Origin of the sequence: Legionella birminghamensis (genome assembly GCF_900452515.1) — a bacterium.
In the GTDB taxonomy this organism is placed as follows: domain Bacteria; phylum Pseudomonadota; class Gammaproteobacteria; order Legionellales; family Legionellaceae; genus Legionella_C; species Legionella_C birminghamensis.
Map to the genome: position 1 here is coordinate 1,445,135 of NZ_UGNW01000001.1, position 15,487 is coordinate 1,460,621.

Sequence of the window (15,487 nt, forward strand, 5' to 3'; positions counted from 1 at the left end):
CTCTGTAGAGGAGGGCCGGATTATGCCATATTCACATTAAGGGAAACCATTGTCAGGTTACTATGGTATACATCAGTTCGTTGGCTGTACTGATGTTCAATCCGCAGGGTCAATTGTTTATATTTGAATGATAAACCGCCTCCTGCACGATAACCATTCTGGTCGAGATTAAACTCAGGCAAGGCGCCTAAGAATTCTCCCGAAATACTGGAGCGATTGTTTTCAAACTGTAATACCTGTATTAATCCAGCATTAACAAAGGGTTGCACCCAATCTTTCAATTGATAACTTAATTCGGCATTTTCAAGGGCAAAACTCGATTTATTACGTAAAAATGGAACCCTGGTTGTACTGTTATTTGGAATAAAAACATAGTTAAAACTGTCTTGATTAACCTGGCTGTATAAAACACCGATACTTCCCAGAAACTTCCAGTCGCGGAAGGAATGGCTGTAAATCCCATTAACACCGCCAAACCAGTTATCACTATTACTCCGCGCGCGGCCTTGCTGTTGATATTCGGTATTTTTTGCAATCAATGTTGAATAACTAAGCGAATTATGTCCAAGACCGCCTACAACATCGAGCAAGAGATAGGGTTTAATCGTTTTTAGCAGTCGGCCATAAACAGAGTTGTTACGCACAACCTGATGCGTTTCACTGGGAAAATTTGGGTTAAGCAGTAGGGATGAATTCACCTGGCTGTCTACTTGATAAATCGAGAGCCCTGCATTTAAATCCTCTCGCAGGCGAATATTATTGCTGCCCAGCATGTATAAATTTAGATGCCCGGAAAACCGGTTAAAATTCGAATCGCTGGTAGAATTAAATTTAAAGTTTTGATACCCATAAAGTCCATTGAGATTATAACCCTTTTGTTTGGAACTGGGTGATGCAGTTATATCTTGATTTACAGCTTTTGCCGCATGGACCTCTGAAAAAGCTAATAAACAGAGAAGTGAATTGGTAATTATTTTTTTATTCATTGTTTCTATACTAGTGTTGAAATAAGTTCTACCGGAAGTGTGCATGAAAATACATTTCATTCATCATAAAATCACCTTAACCAGCAACCAAGTACGCGGGACCTTGTAAAAGTGTTGCACCAGAGTTCATACAAGACTCCAAATTACCCGTTAGAGAATTAATATTACATACGGTTACTGCGCCGCCAATAACCAAATTGCTGATATAGGCGCGGTTATTAATAGTGTCCAGTGCGATACCCATTGGGTTAAGAACAGTACTGGTTCCAGAGTCCACGCATCCCATAAGATTTCCGGTAAAACTGTCCACATTGCATTGAATGATCTTCGAGATATTTTGATTGGTGATATATGCAATCGTTCCAGTAGAGTTGAATGCAATTCCACGAACCCCGTTGAGCCCTGTTGCTCCGGAAATAAAACAGCCACTTAACAGGCCTGTAACGGAGTTGATATTACAAATGCGAACTGTGTTTGTACTCAGGCTTGTAATATACGCTAAGGTTCCTGCTGAGTTGATTGCAATCCCCCCTGCTGCGGGAATCGCCCCTCCAGAATTGACACATCCACTAAGAGTGCCCGAAGGAGAGTTTATGGTGCAAACAGTAACAGTACCTGTGAAGTTTGCAATATAGGCAAATGTTCCAGCCGGATTAAGAGTAACTTGCTGAGGGAATGAAAGCCCGGTAGCCCCGCCATCAATGCAATTGACAAAAACACCGGAGCCTGGGGTAACGTCGCATTTAGCAAGGGATTGGGTAACAACATCAGGAGACTGGTTTGTAATATAGGCGATTGTTCGAGCTGGGTTAAAAGCTATGCCAATGGGTTGTCTGGTTGACGCCTGATAATTGTTGCAGCCTGTAAGCTGGCCTGTTGCAGCATTTATGGCACATTGGGTTATTCCGCTGCTCAAGCTAGCACCATTTGGAACATACACATAAGCTGATTGTATAGTTATATTGGCAGTCGCAATGATTGTATTTGTGCCAAAAATGGGAAAATCAGTGGAAGGAATGGCAGTTGTTCCTGCCGTAAAGCTTATTGTACAACTTCCACCGGGCGCAACTGCTGAGCAATTATTGGCTGTCTCGCTGATATTGCCCGCAAGGGCTGTTCCGGTAAAGTCCGAATGAATATCAAAGGCCGGAAAGCCGGAGTTATTTGTTATTGTAAGCGATTGAGTATCCCCTGGAGCTATCTGCAGTGGAGAGCCAGAAACTGAGATATTCAATGATGTTGGGGCAATTACCGCCATGGTAACAGTAGTTGTGGTGGCATTTGTCCCTACAATCTGGACAGAAGTGGGGGGGTGGACCATGTTTCCGGGGTAAAAATAAAGCGTACAGCTTGAACGGGGAGGTAAAACTGCGCATCCGGTCACATTTTGACTCACATCCGTCCAACTGGCTGGTAAAATTGCATGAATATTGGAGGCTGTTGTTCTGAATGAATTGTTGAATAGGGTCAATGTACCAGGAACACCTGAGGTAGCTGTCATTTGAATGACGCAGGCCGTAAGATTCTTTTTGCCGTAACAATAGTCGCTGTGTTGAGGTATAGAAAGAAGGGCTTGATTCTCAGATACCGGCTTTAGGGCAAGCATGCGGTCTTTGGCAAGCGGTTGAACACAAAAAGAGGGGTTTGCACTATCATCCGAATCAAACTGGCAAAGCAATGGGCCTGTATGAATGGCCTTAGGCAATTCAGAACCTATTATTTTTAAATTTAGAATGCAGGATTTTCCCGCTGGGAGTGAAATGGGTTGCTCGCAGCTATTCTTTCCCTCGATAAGCTGTGTTATTCCTGTGACAGGCACCATTTGGAGTTTGTGCGCTGTCTTTGAATGATTTACCAAACGATATTTTATTGTGACCTGACTATCAGCAGGAATTTCCGCAGAAGTGGGGGTTAAGGGTATGAACTCGAAATAACCTTTAGCATGCGCTAAGGGAGTTGACAGAGCCAGAAATAAAAATACTGTCTTTAAAAATAAGTTCTTGAGCATAAGATTGTTTTAAATTAAAACCATTATTGCCTCAGGTTGACTGAGCGTATTTTAGTAAGCGATCTATTATCTACTCCGATTTAAAGAAGAGTCAACAATTCTGATTTTATTAGCACTGTTACTGACAGGTTTTGTTTATACATAGCCATGTTGTAAAAAAATTGATTGAAATCAATAGATATTATTTTCAAAGACACTAGAAAAAATGAGAGTCTTCGACTATATACTAATAAACCATACTAATTTAGCTAAGGTCATATTATGGACATAAAGCGATATGTTTTATCAATCTCACTATTGACTGCCCTGAGTTATCCCGCTTTTGCAACCACCCAGGAAGGGGAAGAGGCTTATAATCAACAGCGTTATGACAAGGCTTATATTCTTCTTTCTGAAGAGGCAACGAAAGGCGATCCAAAGGCTCAATATTTGCTGGGTAAGATGTATTATAATGGACAAGGTGTGACCTATAATCCCCAAAAAACAGAAGAGTTGCTGCTCGCATCAGCCAATCAGGGGAATGTGGATGCAATGGTATTACTCGCCGGGTTTTACTGGTATCAGAAAACGCCTGAAGGTTATGCCAAGGCATTAACCTGGTATGAAAAAGCGGCTTCGCAAAATAATGCGGATGCACAATACGCTCTGGGCTATATGTATAACTATGGTAATGGGGTCCCGCAAAATTACGATACAGCAATGTCATGGTATAAAAAAGCGGCTGATCAAAACCATTCCGATGCCCTGCTGTCAATCGGATATATGTATGATACTGGTACAGGTGTGACAAAAGATCTGCCAGAAGCGATTAAGTGGTATAGCAAGGCAGCCGATCTTGGAAATGCCAGTGCACAATATAATCTGGGCTCCATTTATGAGTATGGCGACGGTGTGCCAAAGGATGAGAAAAAAGCATTTGACTATTTTCAGAATGCCGCTGATCAGGGGCATGCAAAATCTCAACTGGAATTAGGCAGTTTCTATGACACCGGCAAAACGGGCGCGGTAGATTTGCAAAAAGCTGCCTATTGGTATCAAAAAAGCGCTGACCAGGGCAATCCTACTGCCCAATATAATATTGGCGATATGTATTTTTACGGAGATGGCGTCAGTAAAAATCTGGACACAGCAATGACCTGGATAAAAAAATCAGCAGAGCAGGGTTTTGGCAAAGCACAAAATCGTCTTGGAGTGTTTTACCGAGACGGCATCGGCGTATCTGCTGATCCGGTAGAGGCCTATGCCTGGTTCAGCGCGGCTGTAACCAATAATTATGCAGATGCCAGTAAGAATCGGGATGAATTGGAAAAGAAACTAACACCAGATCAACTAACCAAGGCGAAGGATTTATCCGATAAATACACTAGCCAATACCAGGCACCTAAATAAACCCTGTGTTATTGGTATCCCAAGCCGAATCCCCGCTAGACATCACACAGCGAATCCCCGCGGCTGCGACCGCGGGGCCCATGGTGGGCGTAAACAAGAGCTCAAAAAAACTACAATCCTGCCAGAGTAAAGATTGCATGAACTGCTTAGTAAATTGGGGCTCTGAATAAGATTCATTGGGCCCCGCGGTCGGTGCCGCGGGCTGATATATCCCCACAAATTTGATAAAAATAATTGCAGTTAAACTCGAGTAATGATCTAATTCCTTCTAATAAAACAGGTTGGGATGAATGATGGAAGCTATTGATATTTTACATACTCATTTGATGGAAGAGTGCCCTTTTATCCATGGTAAACGTTTACAGGCGGTTATGGATGTGGCTTGCTCTCTTCAGAAGAAGCAAAACCTATCTCTAACAGCGATAGGAAAAGGATTATCTGGCGACATTTCATTAAAGCATAAAATTAAAAAAGTGGATCGCCTTGAGGGGAACAAGCACCTTTATGAAGAAATCGGCGCAATTTATACAGGTCTTTCCAGCTTTCTATTTCAATACCTTGCTTTTCAAGAAGATGTTCCTGTGTTAATCGATCTTTGTTATTTAAAAGATGATCATGATATTCAAATGTTAAGTGCAGAAATTGCGCTTAAAGGCAGAAGCATTCCCCTGTATCGAGAAGTGTTTCGCTCCGGGGGATTATCTGGACGAGCGCACTCTTTTTTACAGGGATTAATGCCCTGTATTCCAAAGAACAAAACCGTCATTTTTATTATGGACGCAGGATTTGGTGAAGACTGGCTTAAAGCAATAGAGTCATTGGGCTGGTTCTGGTTAACTCGGATTAGACAAGGAAAAATGCTAAAACTTGGCGCTGATGAAGAATGGACTACAGTAAAAGACTTCGTCCCCCAAATATCGGAGAAAACGAAAAGTTACAATCAAGCCTTTATCATGAAAGACCATAATCGTGCATGTCGCGTTATCACCACACAACGTAGTCCTGGGGAAAAAAGAAATCTGAGTCGAGTTCCAAGGAATGATAAAGCCGGCTCTAATCATTACCGACGTTTGGCACGAGAGCCATGGATATTGGCAACGAATTTACCTAAAGAGACTTTTAACGCCACCAAAGTAGTGAACTATTATTCTAAAAGAATGCAAATAGAACAATCATTTCGTGACGTTAAAAGCCATCAATTTGGTTTGTCAGCTCGCTATGCAAGCACTAAAAGCATTTATCGCTGGGGTGTCAAAATGTTATTGGCTGCTATTGTTCAGCTGATGTTTTGGATAATAGGCGTGATTGCCCATAGCCAAAATTATCAAAGGGTTTTTCAGGCTAATACCGTCAGGGATAAAAAGGTATTCTCTTACTTCTATTTAGGACAATTGATGGTTGAATTTGACAAGATACATGAGCTCGTTATTGACCATGAAAACTTACCAAATCTTATTGAACAGGAGTTGGCTAGAAAATGGTAATTTTGTGGGGATCAGTCAGGCCGCGGGGATTCGAGGGAGGCGTGCCGCGGGGATTCGAGGGAGGCGTGCCGCGGGGATTCGAGGGAGGCGTGCCGCGGGGATTCGAGGGAGGCGTGCCGCGGGGATTCGAGGGAGGCGTGCCGCGGGGATTCGAGGGAGGTGTGCCGCGGGATTCGAGGGAGGTGTGCCGCGGGATTCGAGGGAGGTGTGCCGCGGGATCGAGGGAGGCGCACCGCGGGGATTCGGGTGTCGATGCCGCGAGTTCGAGATAATCCTCAGCCCTCTGCGCTAAGATGCTTTTCTACACGGATAGTACTGGCAGCAGGGGCAATTGCATCTTCTGCTTCTATAAATCGAACGATATCTCCTATTTCCAGCTTTTCAAAATCATAAGCAACAACACTGGCGCTGGTGAATCGGATTCTGCGGCCATCCAAGGTTTCAATAAATCCATAATCAGCAGGGGGGTAGATTTCTGCAATTTTTCCCTGTGGTGCTGATTCGTGATGCTTGACATGCCCGCGTATTTTTCTGACATGGCTTTGGAGCTGACGCTTCATTGCATTAAATGCATCGCGAATGGCAACATATACATCTTCATGCGCGTGTTCATCGCCATGGGATTTACTGACAACCAACTCTGAACCCGGTAAAGTCAAATCAATTCTAATGTGATAAAGATTGCCTTTGTAATGATGGCGATGTTCGGCTTCTATGACTATATCGCAGCGCATGATTCCTTGATAATAACGCTCAAGTTTTTGAGCCAGATGTATCGCTTTTTCTTCAGCAGCCTCTGCCCGTTCCATGTTTCTGAAAACAACATTGATAGGAAGTTTCATGGGGTCCTACCTCCATTGTAAAGTTTATTATTAAAATAGAATTATTTCATTACTCTATATTTAGTGTAGAGGAGATTTGGCCATAGTGAAAATATATTCTGGTTATAACCCTTCTGAACCCTCCCTTATGAGGGTCTATAATAATAGAAAGAGTGCCGATAAAGGAGAATTTCATGGATAAAAATCATAAGGAAAAGAAGACTGATCTTCCAAAGACTGATGAAAAAAAAACTGAAGAAGGAAAAGATACTATTCCTGAAAGTGAAAAGGATTGGGACGATACAGTTAAGGGAACTTTTCCTGCCAGCGATGCTACCGCCCAATATTAACTCATTTAAATAAAATAATAGCGGGTATAACCCGCTATTATTTTGCACTCGATTATGGACTTACAGTAAAATATGTTTCGTCATACGCATAACAGGTCCATTGAACTTGTTTGCCGCCGACTTCAACATTAACTACTTTGCTGCTTAATGAAGCGAGGTTAGGTTGTTGTTGCAGATAACAAACCTGATTTGTTCCACCAATCGTTACATAATTGTAGTCAGTTGTCGCAGTGTATGTATCAGGAACATAATAAACGTCACCTTTTTGTTCCAGCACTACGGGAGAGCCTGTAATAACTACTTTATCAGCGAAGGTAGCAGCGCTAAATAACATAGCCAGAGCTGCACCAGCCAGAGTAATAATCTTCATTTGCAAATCTCCTTATTTACATTGATAAAGAATCTGAACGTAGAGTGCAGATTGACAAACAATATAATCGCTTATGCATTCATAACAACTGACTCTACTAGCGGATTTAAATTGTAAACTTAAAGCAGTTTACTTGTTAAGTATAGTTTGAAAATCAAAAATTTTAAAACTATCTCTCATTGAGTTAGTAGTCTTGGATGCCAGACAGAATTCTTTTTTTTTCGTCAGTAAACAGGGCGCAAAACAATCAAAAAGATCAAATGTAAATCTCAATTATACTTAAGATAAGTGGATGTTTAAAGGAATGCATCATGAAAACACTGGAAGTTTATGTAAGAAAAGAATGGATTGACCAAAACACCTCCCGTCAACGCTACAGAGCGCTTACATATCAGGATCCCTTATCAATGCTCACTAAGAGCGCCAAGGCAATTCCAGCAATTGGTTTAGCGGGGGCAGGGATGGGCAAAAATTTGGCAAATCAATCCCTTTCACTTTCAAACTATGGATTGCACACACTTAAAGAAGTACATAATGGCATTGCGAATGTTGGGAAAAATGAAGATTGCCGCTTTAATACCCCTGTTGATATGTCAGGCCAGAAAGAATTAAAAAAAGCAGTTGATTTGCATGGGGCTTTACCCTTTTCAAAGATTTTTATTGTTACTGATGATAATGTATCGGAAGATCTTCTGGATAGGGGTGTAATTTTTCATAGTAACACTGAAGCAACCAGGTTTGCTGGGATGTATACAAGCCTCGATGATTATATGGCTTCTGATTTTTATAAAGAACCTTCAAAACTAGTATCTGTAATAATTAATAGAAAAGATCTGAGCGTGTTTAAGATGGAAATGTCAGCCTATCTTCATCAACGAGAAAACAGTTGGAAATCTGCATTTCTGGTGGTTCCTGAGCTTAATGCACATAGCTTTAAATTCACTGACAATGAAGATGGTACTTACCGTATCGATTTTCCAAAGGATATATCCAGGAAGGAATACCTGAAATACTTTAAACAAACAAATGAAGCAAGCCTCGAATCGAATCCTTCATCTGATATTGAGCTTAGCGAAATTAAGCAGCCTAAGAATAAATGGCAATCCTTTTCCGACTCAGAAAAAGAAAAAGAAAAGGAAACTGAAAGCGAAGAATTGTCTTCTGATTCAGAAGAAATTCCAGAAGAAGAGGAACTGAATTCACGGGGGCGGGTATTAGCAAGTTCGATGGAGAAGGGTGAATTTCAGGCAGAAAGAAATCCTCATTTAGAAGAAGAAAATACCCAGGATGCTTCCGATGAGTTACGCAATCCAGGAGTTAGACCTACGCCTTAAGGAAGCGCTGACGGGCTCAGTAAAATATAGCATGAGGATCGATACTGCTACTGGGATATTTTTAACTATTGATCCAAAGGGCTCCAGCCAAAAATTCGGCAATTGGACACTGATAATCAGCGTATAGATTAGGATAACAATGAGCTGAACGATACAGTTCAGCTTTGTGCGGTAATTAAACAGGAGGCTGATGGCGATCATTAGATTGACTGTGGAAGCACCATATAAAAGAACCGGGTGCCAAAAACTGTCAAGGCCAGCTTGTGTTAAAAGCATATAGGAGGTTTCTCTGGCAAAAAAAGCGCTGGTAACTGCACTTGCTAACCACATGAAGACCAGGCTAATTCGAAGCAAAGGCCTAAGCCAGCCTAATCTTGCTTGCAGAAGATCAGCTCTGGTGCTGCTTGTTTTAAAAATTTCTTCCTCGAAAGATTCAGGACTGACATCGGAAATCTGATAAAAGGCGTCTGTATCTGCTTTTGTAGCAGTATTGCTGCTGCCTAGCATGCTAAGTGCTGCAGAATTAAGTTTGGATGAAGAACTTAAATTTCCAAACCATGCAGCAATTCGAATAAAAGTGATTGGAACAGGCAGGCAGACCGTTTTGGGTAGGTTCAACCATTTGCGCAGGCATTTTAGGATAGCTTTTATTGATAAGGCGTCTGAGGAAGCCGCTGTTAAAATCATTGAGTGCTTAAGACTCCTTTCGCATAAATTTGAGATTGCGGCACATAATTTATCAATATGGATTGGCTGTAACTGTTGTTCTCCTTTTCCAGGTAAGAAAATAAGTGGAAATGAGGACACCGTCGTGAATAATTCCATTCCCCCCTCTGCTCCAGGCCCATAAATGAAGGAAGGCCTTAAAATTATGGATTGTATGGGAAGCTGTAAGAGAAAATTATCAAGTTCCAGCTTGCTTTTGGCATACTCCGTATCATAATTTTCGATGCCCAATGCCGAAATCTGAATAATTCGTTTTACGTTTGTTTTTGCGGCCGTCTCAAAAATAATGCGTGGTGAGTTGAAATGTACTTGCCAGATTATTGATGCATCTCGATGATAAAATATGCCAATGCAATTGATAATCACATCAATATTATTTAAGCGGGGAAACCATTCCTCAATGCTTTGGGGAACGTTAAAATCACATTCTATAATTGAAGCCGATGGGAAGAGCGATTTTGCCAATTCAGGCTGACGGGCAACTGCAACTATCTGATGTCCCTGATCCAAGAGTTTTCGTATCAGATGAGTTCCTACAAACCCCGTTGCTCCAAGCACCATAATATTCATTGATTATCCTGTTTCCACTGTTTTTTTCTATATCCTGTATAACCTCCCAGACAGCTGCTAATCGCCCCATAGAAAAATGTCAGAAAGCTGGCTTTGGGTTCAAGTGTAACAATACTTATATTTCCATGCATGACTGAAAAACCATCGCGTAGTTCTAAAGAAGATCGGACAATACGAATGCTGACCTCTCTAAAATGGGTGCTGGTAAACTGAATACCATTATTAAGCAATATAATTAGCACGATCAGCACAATTGACCAAGCGAGAAAACCAATCAGGAATCCGAAATTCTCATTTCCAACTTTAAAGGAGTAAAGTCTGCCACTGATGAAGCCGGTACAATACATAGCAATGACATAGGAAAATGCGAGGAGAAAAAAAAGAGAGCTGGTATTGCTGCCATGGGGTGCTATCAGGTAAATGTTAATTAATAAAACGCAAAGACCAAGCAGCAGCGAAAGAAGTAAACCAGCCGCCGCACCAATAAACAGGGGAATCCAGCAAAGATAGTATTTATTCATTTTATTTTTAAGCGTCATGCCTATATACAATTATATGCTGAATCACCCGCTTTGCTAGCACTTAGTGCGAGAGCTGGTTTGCTTTATCACATTGGAGAATAATCCATTTCCAAATCTTCATCTCCATGATAGCCAAGATCGCATGACAATATGGAATCAGGATTGGCCGTTTTGAAAAACCCAATATCAACCCCTGAACAGGATCTTGATAGGGAACCTGGTTTCAGCAGTTTGGTTTTTTGCTCCTTTTTCTCAGGATAAGGATTCATCAAATCGTCACTGCTGGCTTCAAGTAGATCAATCTCATAACTTGGCTCTGTTGCTGGTTCCTCTGTTACGGCAAACTGAAAACCCGATTCGCGCAGGGCATGGCGTTGTTTTGTCTTGGAGTCTTCTGGCAATAGCAGGCTGCCTGATGCGGGGGTTGTAGAGGCAGTGCTACATGCTTTCATTAATAAAGTGGTTTGGTACAATATTATTGAATAGCGGTACTCAAAAACAATTTCACCCACTACGCAAGCCATGAATTTTGTAAGGGGGCTGGACATATTGTAAAAAGAAGTTTCCGAGCTTTCCAGAAAGGGATCTGAATGTTCAAGCGCGTTCCGTAAAGGAATCAGATCGTCCAAGCGGCTGTGCAATACTGGACTGATTTCTTTTAAATTGCACTGACCTGCCAGTTTGTTCAAACCCGATATAATTTGTCCCAGCAAGTAGGCAATGCTTTGCGAAAGTTTGATATCGTCTTTCATCTTTTCTTCAAGAAGAACTTGCAAGCTGCCAATAGAAGAGCTGGTGATTTGCTCTTGAACAAGTAAATCGCCAAGCAGTTCGAGTCGATTAATCAAGTTGTCCAGGGTTGCTGTAACAGAATTGCTATGATGGGACTCGGCAGCCCAAAAGGATTTTGCCACTTGTTTAATTACTGGATACAAGGTGTCCATCGCCTCCGTCTGTTTTTCCTTTAAGCGTTTTTTATGCAGAGCCGCGTCATTTTTTTCCTTATTGTCCACTTCTTTTTTAAACTTGCGGAAGGATTTATCGGCTGCCGTTAAAGTTGCCCTTACCTTGCGCGTTTGCTGAATATTGAGTCCCTTTGTAAACACATCGAGAAACTCAGAAAGTGGAGATGTATTCTTTTCAAAGAAAAAAGTTACATCTTTCCCAAAGCATTTTGTCAGGGTTTCCCTATGGGCGGGATCAATTAAATTGGAAAGCTCCTCTAATTTTTTATCGTTTAACAAGGGGTTTTCCATCTCTCTGACTTGAGTCTTCTTTGGCGGGTGATAAAAATCAACTATTGACTGCTTATACAGCTCCATGTCTTTTTTCCAGTCATCATAGCCTGTTTTCGTATCCCTGACTTGCCAGTTCAATTGACTTTCGCGGGAAACAATCAATTCATAGACCGCACCCCGAAAGATCTTCAGTTCGTCATGCAGCTTTTGGATAAGGACAGGATCTTTTTCCAAACTGTTTAAAACAGTTATATACTGCCAATCTTCTGGGTGGCAGAGACCATTTCTGATTTTACCAATCAATTCAACATCAATAAGATCAAGGTTTTTTAGCTTGTTTCCCCAGTTTCGCGGCATAAAAAATTCGCCGATATGTTCCAGGGTCCTCAATAAGGACAGTCTATTTTTAATGCTATCGAAATTCTTATAGCCATGGATTTGTAAACGGGTATGCGGGGACAGTTGATTACTATCTTTCATTACGCACAAAGAAAGCTTTTGCTGCTCTTCGCATTCTCGCACTCTTTCTGAAAATGTTTTGGAAAAGACAGGGGCATTCTGGCCATTAGCCTTTTGAGACTGCTGCATCAACTCTTTGACGCTGATGATATTGTCTTTAGCATTCTTAAGCCAATTTAGTAAGGTATCTTCGTCATAATTTTTTATTAATGTCTCTACTGAAATTCCATTTTCTTCAATAATTTCAGCGTCATAAAAAGCTTGCTCTCGGTCTTGGGGCAGTAAAGCAATGAGTCTTAATGTGAGAAAACTGTGTTTGCTAAACCAGAGCAGTGTCTGTAAATTTTTCGGTTTCTCAAGAGGGGTAATTGGAGTGCCTTTGGCGTGATGTTCCTGGATTTGCCTGAAAAAATTATAGAGTGAATCCATGTCTTTCGCCAGGATATCGGCAAGATAATGCCTCACCAGTGCTTTGAAATGGGTCATTGCAGAATGGAATTGAATGAGCTGCCTTTGTTTTTCAAGATTGTGATTGAAATTATATGGAGCTATGGTAAGTCCGGCTTGACCATTGGTTTGAAATACATCGCCTGTTTCAAAAATCGCACTCAGGAAATCCAGTAAATACCAGGAATTCTCACCCCAGGGTAAATACTGAACCAAAAGGCCGCGTTCATTACGGGGAAAACGATAGATCGTTTCAAAAACCATCCGTAATACCATAACAGAGTCTTCAAAGTAATAATCATTTGCCGCATTTCTGAATGTCTTTTCACAGACCATATTCAGGCAATCCGCCATGTTCTTTACAGGCTTATCAAAAAGGCAAATAATCTTGTCGGCAAGCGTTGAAAAGCGTAATTGCTGACTGGCGGCACTGTCAGTGAAATATTCTTCCTTCAAGAAAGGAAAAAGTTCACCAGTTTTGAGCATGTTCTGCCTTAAAAATTCAATTAAACGAAGCACCCAGGCTATACGGGCGGCGTAATCTTCTTTCATCTTGGAAGAATGCTGGCTTAAGAGCAGCGCTTTTTCTGCAAGGTAGCTTTCGTTACATAACAGTGAGGGTGGTAATACACCATCATCTATAATGTCATGGGAAAGGATATCCTGGGGGGTTTTAGACTTTGCAGCCATGAGGATTAGGGTTTGAAATTGAATAATAGCTAAATGCTCTTGAGGAAAGCAGTCAAGCTGGGCGGGTAATTCTTGCAGGGAACAAATGGCTTGCGCAAAATGGCCCTGCGAATACAGCTGTTTAGCGGGTTCAGTTGCTAACATGAGTATTTCTCTCACGAGCTGGCGGACTCGGTTAATATCTTTATCTGTTAGCTTGTATGATTTATATTTTTTGTCTGATACAAGATTTGCGGAAATTATTATCGCTTCGTTATATTGGCTATCGTCTTTCAAATTTCGTATTTTTTGTAATAGACCTTTGAATTCTCTACGCAATTCTCTCTTTTTAGAACCCACTGCTCTTACCTGCTTAACACAAAAAAACAAAGTATACAAGTTGATTCGATATTGGTCAATATGATTCGATTGGTTTCTTGTTGATATTTTCTCTCTAATTCTTTCTTGCCCATTGCCTGATTCATAGATTATATTGAGTTTTGTTTGCTTTGAGGCTTTGTTTGGCAGGCTTGCCTGATTATAGGGATATATTTGCATCCATGTTTAAATTTTGCTGCATACCTCTTTGTTTATTGCTTAATTCATGCATGGTTGGTCCCAATTATAAAGAGCCGCCAAAGCCTGTCGCAGGGCATTGGATTGAAAACAGTCCGGCAGTGAAAGCAGCACCTAGTCAAACTGCCAACTGGTGGAATGTATTTAATGATCCTGTTTTAACGCAGTTAATTCATCGGGGTTATCAAAATAACCTGTCATTACAGATTGCTGGCGTAAGAGTTTTACAGGCAAGGGCGCAATTAGCGCAGTCAGTTGGCGAACTCTATCCTCAGCAACAGGCAATGGTTGGTGATTATACCTACTACCGCATAGGGGGCAGCGAGCTCCAGACAGTGCTTCCTTCCAGTTTCGAAACCGCATCTCTAGGCTTCACTGCAAGCTGGGAACTGGATTTCTGGGGAAAATACAGAAGGGCTATCCAGTCTAATGATGCTGTTTTTCTGGCGTCATTGGCGGCCTATGATAACGCATTAGTCACCTTAACAGCCGACATTGCGGACACATACGTCAACATTCGTACCATTGAGCGGCAAGTTGCCGTGACAAAAGCAAACATTCAGCTGCAGTCTACCAGTCTAAAAATTGCAAAAGCCCGCTATCGTGGCGGCCAAACCAGTCTTTTGGATGTGCAGCAGGCAGAAACTCAGCTTACAGAAACCCAGGCCAGCCTTCCTAAATTGCTAAGTGAATTGCAGCATCAGAAAGATATTCTGGGCCTGTTTATGGGGACTGTGCCCACACAGGTCAATCCTTTAATCAGTAAAAGCCGGGGAATACCCAGGGCTCCATCGCAGGTTTCTGTTGGTATTCCCCGAGAAGTAATTGTGAGACGCCCTGACATTTATCAGTCTCGAATGGAAGCGATTGCCCAGTCCGAAGCGATAGGTGCCATAAAAGCGAACTTATTCCCTGCGTTGACATTGAAGGGGAATTTTGTTTTTTCTTCAAACAGCATTGGCAGTAATTCCATCAGTGATCTGTTTAACTGGTCCAATCGCAGTATCACAGCGGGCCCTTCCTTAACCTGGCCGCTGCTTAATTATGGCCAGATTACCAATGCGGTGCGGGTTCAGGATGCTGCTTTTCAACAAGCGCTTTTGAAGTATGTTAATCTGGTTTTACAGGCGCAGCAGGAAGTTCAGGATAATATCACTCGTTACATTGAGAGCAGGAAATCAGTTTATTTTTTACAGCAATCCGATAAGTCAGCCAGAATGTCTACCAAACTGGCATTAGTTCGTTATAAGGAAGGGGAAGCTATTTATACCACCGTCCTTGATGCCGAGCGTCAGCAGTTAAGGGTTGAAACATCGCTGACCAATGCGCAGGGCGAGGTGGCAAAATCTCTAATTGCACTTTACCGTTCATTGGGCGGAGGCTGGCAAATCAGGGGTTGCAACGACATTCTGCCTAATTATATCAAGCAGCAAATGGCTGAAAGAACGGATTGGGGTAATTTGCTGAAACAGAAAAATCATCAAATGCCTAACACGCAGCTCGATGTATTAAAACAACTTTATCTTCCTAATTGGTAAT

Annotated in this window: 12 protein-coding genes; 5 read left to right on the plus strand and 7 right to left on the minus strand. The window is 41.7% G+C overall.

From position 1 onward, the window contains the following. Positions 1-20: 20 nt before the first annotated feature. On the minus strand, positions 21-986 hold the full coding sequence (locus DYH42_RS06070) for an autotransporter outer membrane beta-barrel domain-containing protein (protein ID WP_058524467.1): 966 nt from the start codon (positions 984-986) through the stop codon (positions 21-23). A gap of 76 nt (positions 987-1,062) precedes the next feature. Beyond that, positions 1,063-2,994, minus strand: a complete 1,932-nt coding sequence (locus DYH42_RS06075; RefSeq protein ID WP_058524468.1) for a beta-propeller fold lactonase family protein — start codon at positions 2,992-2,994, stop codon at positions 1,063-1,065. A 261-nt stretch (positions 2,995-3,255) separates the two neighbouring features. Between DYH42_RS06075 and DYH42_RS06080 the strand changes: the two genes are divergently transcribed. Both DYH42_RS06080 and DYH42_RS06085 read left to right on the plus strand, forming a co-directional pair. After that, positions 3,256-4,383, plus strand: a complete 1,128-nt coding sequence (locus tag DYH42_RS06080; RefSeq protein ID WP_058524469.1) for an SEL1-like repeat protein — start codon at positions 3,256-3,258, stop codon at positions 4,381-4,383. 290 nt (positions 4,384-4,673) lie between these two features. Next, a complete protein-coding gene (locus DYH42_RS06085; protein WP_115316979.1) occupies positions 4,674-5,867 on the plus strand; it encodes an IS4 family transposase in 1,194 nt (397 codons plus the stop codon). Positions 5,868-6,142: 275 nt separating this feature from the next. On the opposite strand, the gene DYH42_RS06095 is transcribed toward DYH42_RS06085, so the two are convergent. Continuing rightward, positions 6,143-6,709, minus strand: a complete 567-nt coding sequence (locus DYH42_RS06095; RefSeq protein WP_058522798.1) for an HPF/RaiA family ribosome-associated protein — start codon at positions 6,707-6,709, stop codon at positions 6,143-6,145. 173 nt (positions 6,710-6,882) lie between these two features. On the opposite strand from DYH42_RS06095, the gene DYH42_RS16565 reads away from it, so the two are divergent. Continuing rightward, positions 6,883-7,038 (plus strand): hypothetical protein, encoded by a 156-nt coding sequence (locus DYH42_RS16565; RefSeq protein ID WP_157062382.1) that lies wholly within the window; start codon positions 6,883-6,885, stop codon positions 7,036-7,038. A gap of 52 nt (positions 7,039-7,090) precedes the next feature. On the opposite strand, the gene DYH42_RS06100 is transcribed toward DYH42_RS16565, so the two are convergent. Then, complete coding sequence (locus DYH42_RS06100) at positions 7,091-7,408, minus strand: hypothetical protein (protein WP_058522799.1); 318 nt, start codon at positions 7,406-7,408, stop codon at positions 7,091-7,093. Positions 7,409-7,719: 311 nt separating this feature from the next. Between DYH42_RS06100 and DYH42_RS06105 the strand changes: the two genes are divergently transcribed. After that, positions 7,720-8,742 carry a hypothetical protein gene (locus DYH42_RS06105; RefSeq protein WP_058522800.1) on the plus strand — a complete coding sequence of 341 codons (1,023 nt, stop codon included), beginning with the start codon at positions 7,720-7,722 and terminating at the stop codon, positions 8,740-8,742. Here DYH42_RS06105 and DYH42_RS06110 read toward each other — a convergent pair. The 3 genes from DYH42_RS06110 to DYH42_RS06120 form a co-directional block, all read right to left on the minus strand. Beyond that, the gene (locus tag DYH42_RS06110; protein ID WP_058522801.1) at positions 8,710-10,038 is read right to left on the minus strand and encodes an SDR family oxidoreductase; all 1,329 of its coding nucleotides are present in this window, start codon (positions 10,036-10,038) and stop codon (positions 8,710-8,712) included. The two genes, DYH42_RS06105 and DYH42_RS06110, sit on opposite strands and share 33 nt — an antisense overlap. After that, positions 10,035-10,577, minus strand: a complete 543-nt coding sequence (locus tag DYH42_RS06115) for a hypothetical protein (protein ID WP_058522802.1) — start codon at positions 10,575-10,577, stop codon at positions 10,035-10,037. The genes DYH42_RS06110 and DYH42_RS06115 overlap by 4 nt, the downstream gene beginning before the upstream one ends. Before the next feature lie 68 nt (positions 10,578-10,645). Further along, positions 10,646-13,537 (minus strand): hypothetical protein, encoded by a 2,892-nt coding sequence (locus DYH42_RS06120; protein ID WP_131792989.1) that lies wholly within the window; start codon positions 13,535-13,537, stop codon positions 10,646-10,648. Between the two features lie 395 nt (positions 13,538-13,932). Here DYH42_RS06120 and DYH42_RS06125 point away from each other — a divergent pair, with 395 nt between their 5' ends. Continuing rightward, the gene (locus DYH42_RS06125; RefSeq protein ID WP_058522804.1) at positions 13,933-15,486 is read left to right on the plus strand and encodes an efflux transporter outer membrane subunit; all 1,554 of its coding nucleotides are present in this window, start codon (positions 13,933-13,935) and stop codon (positions 15,484-15,486) included. The last annotated feature ends 1 nt before the right edge of the window (position 15,487 follow it).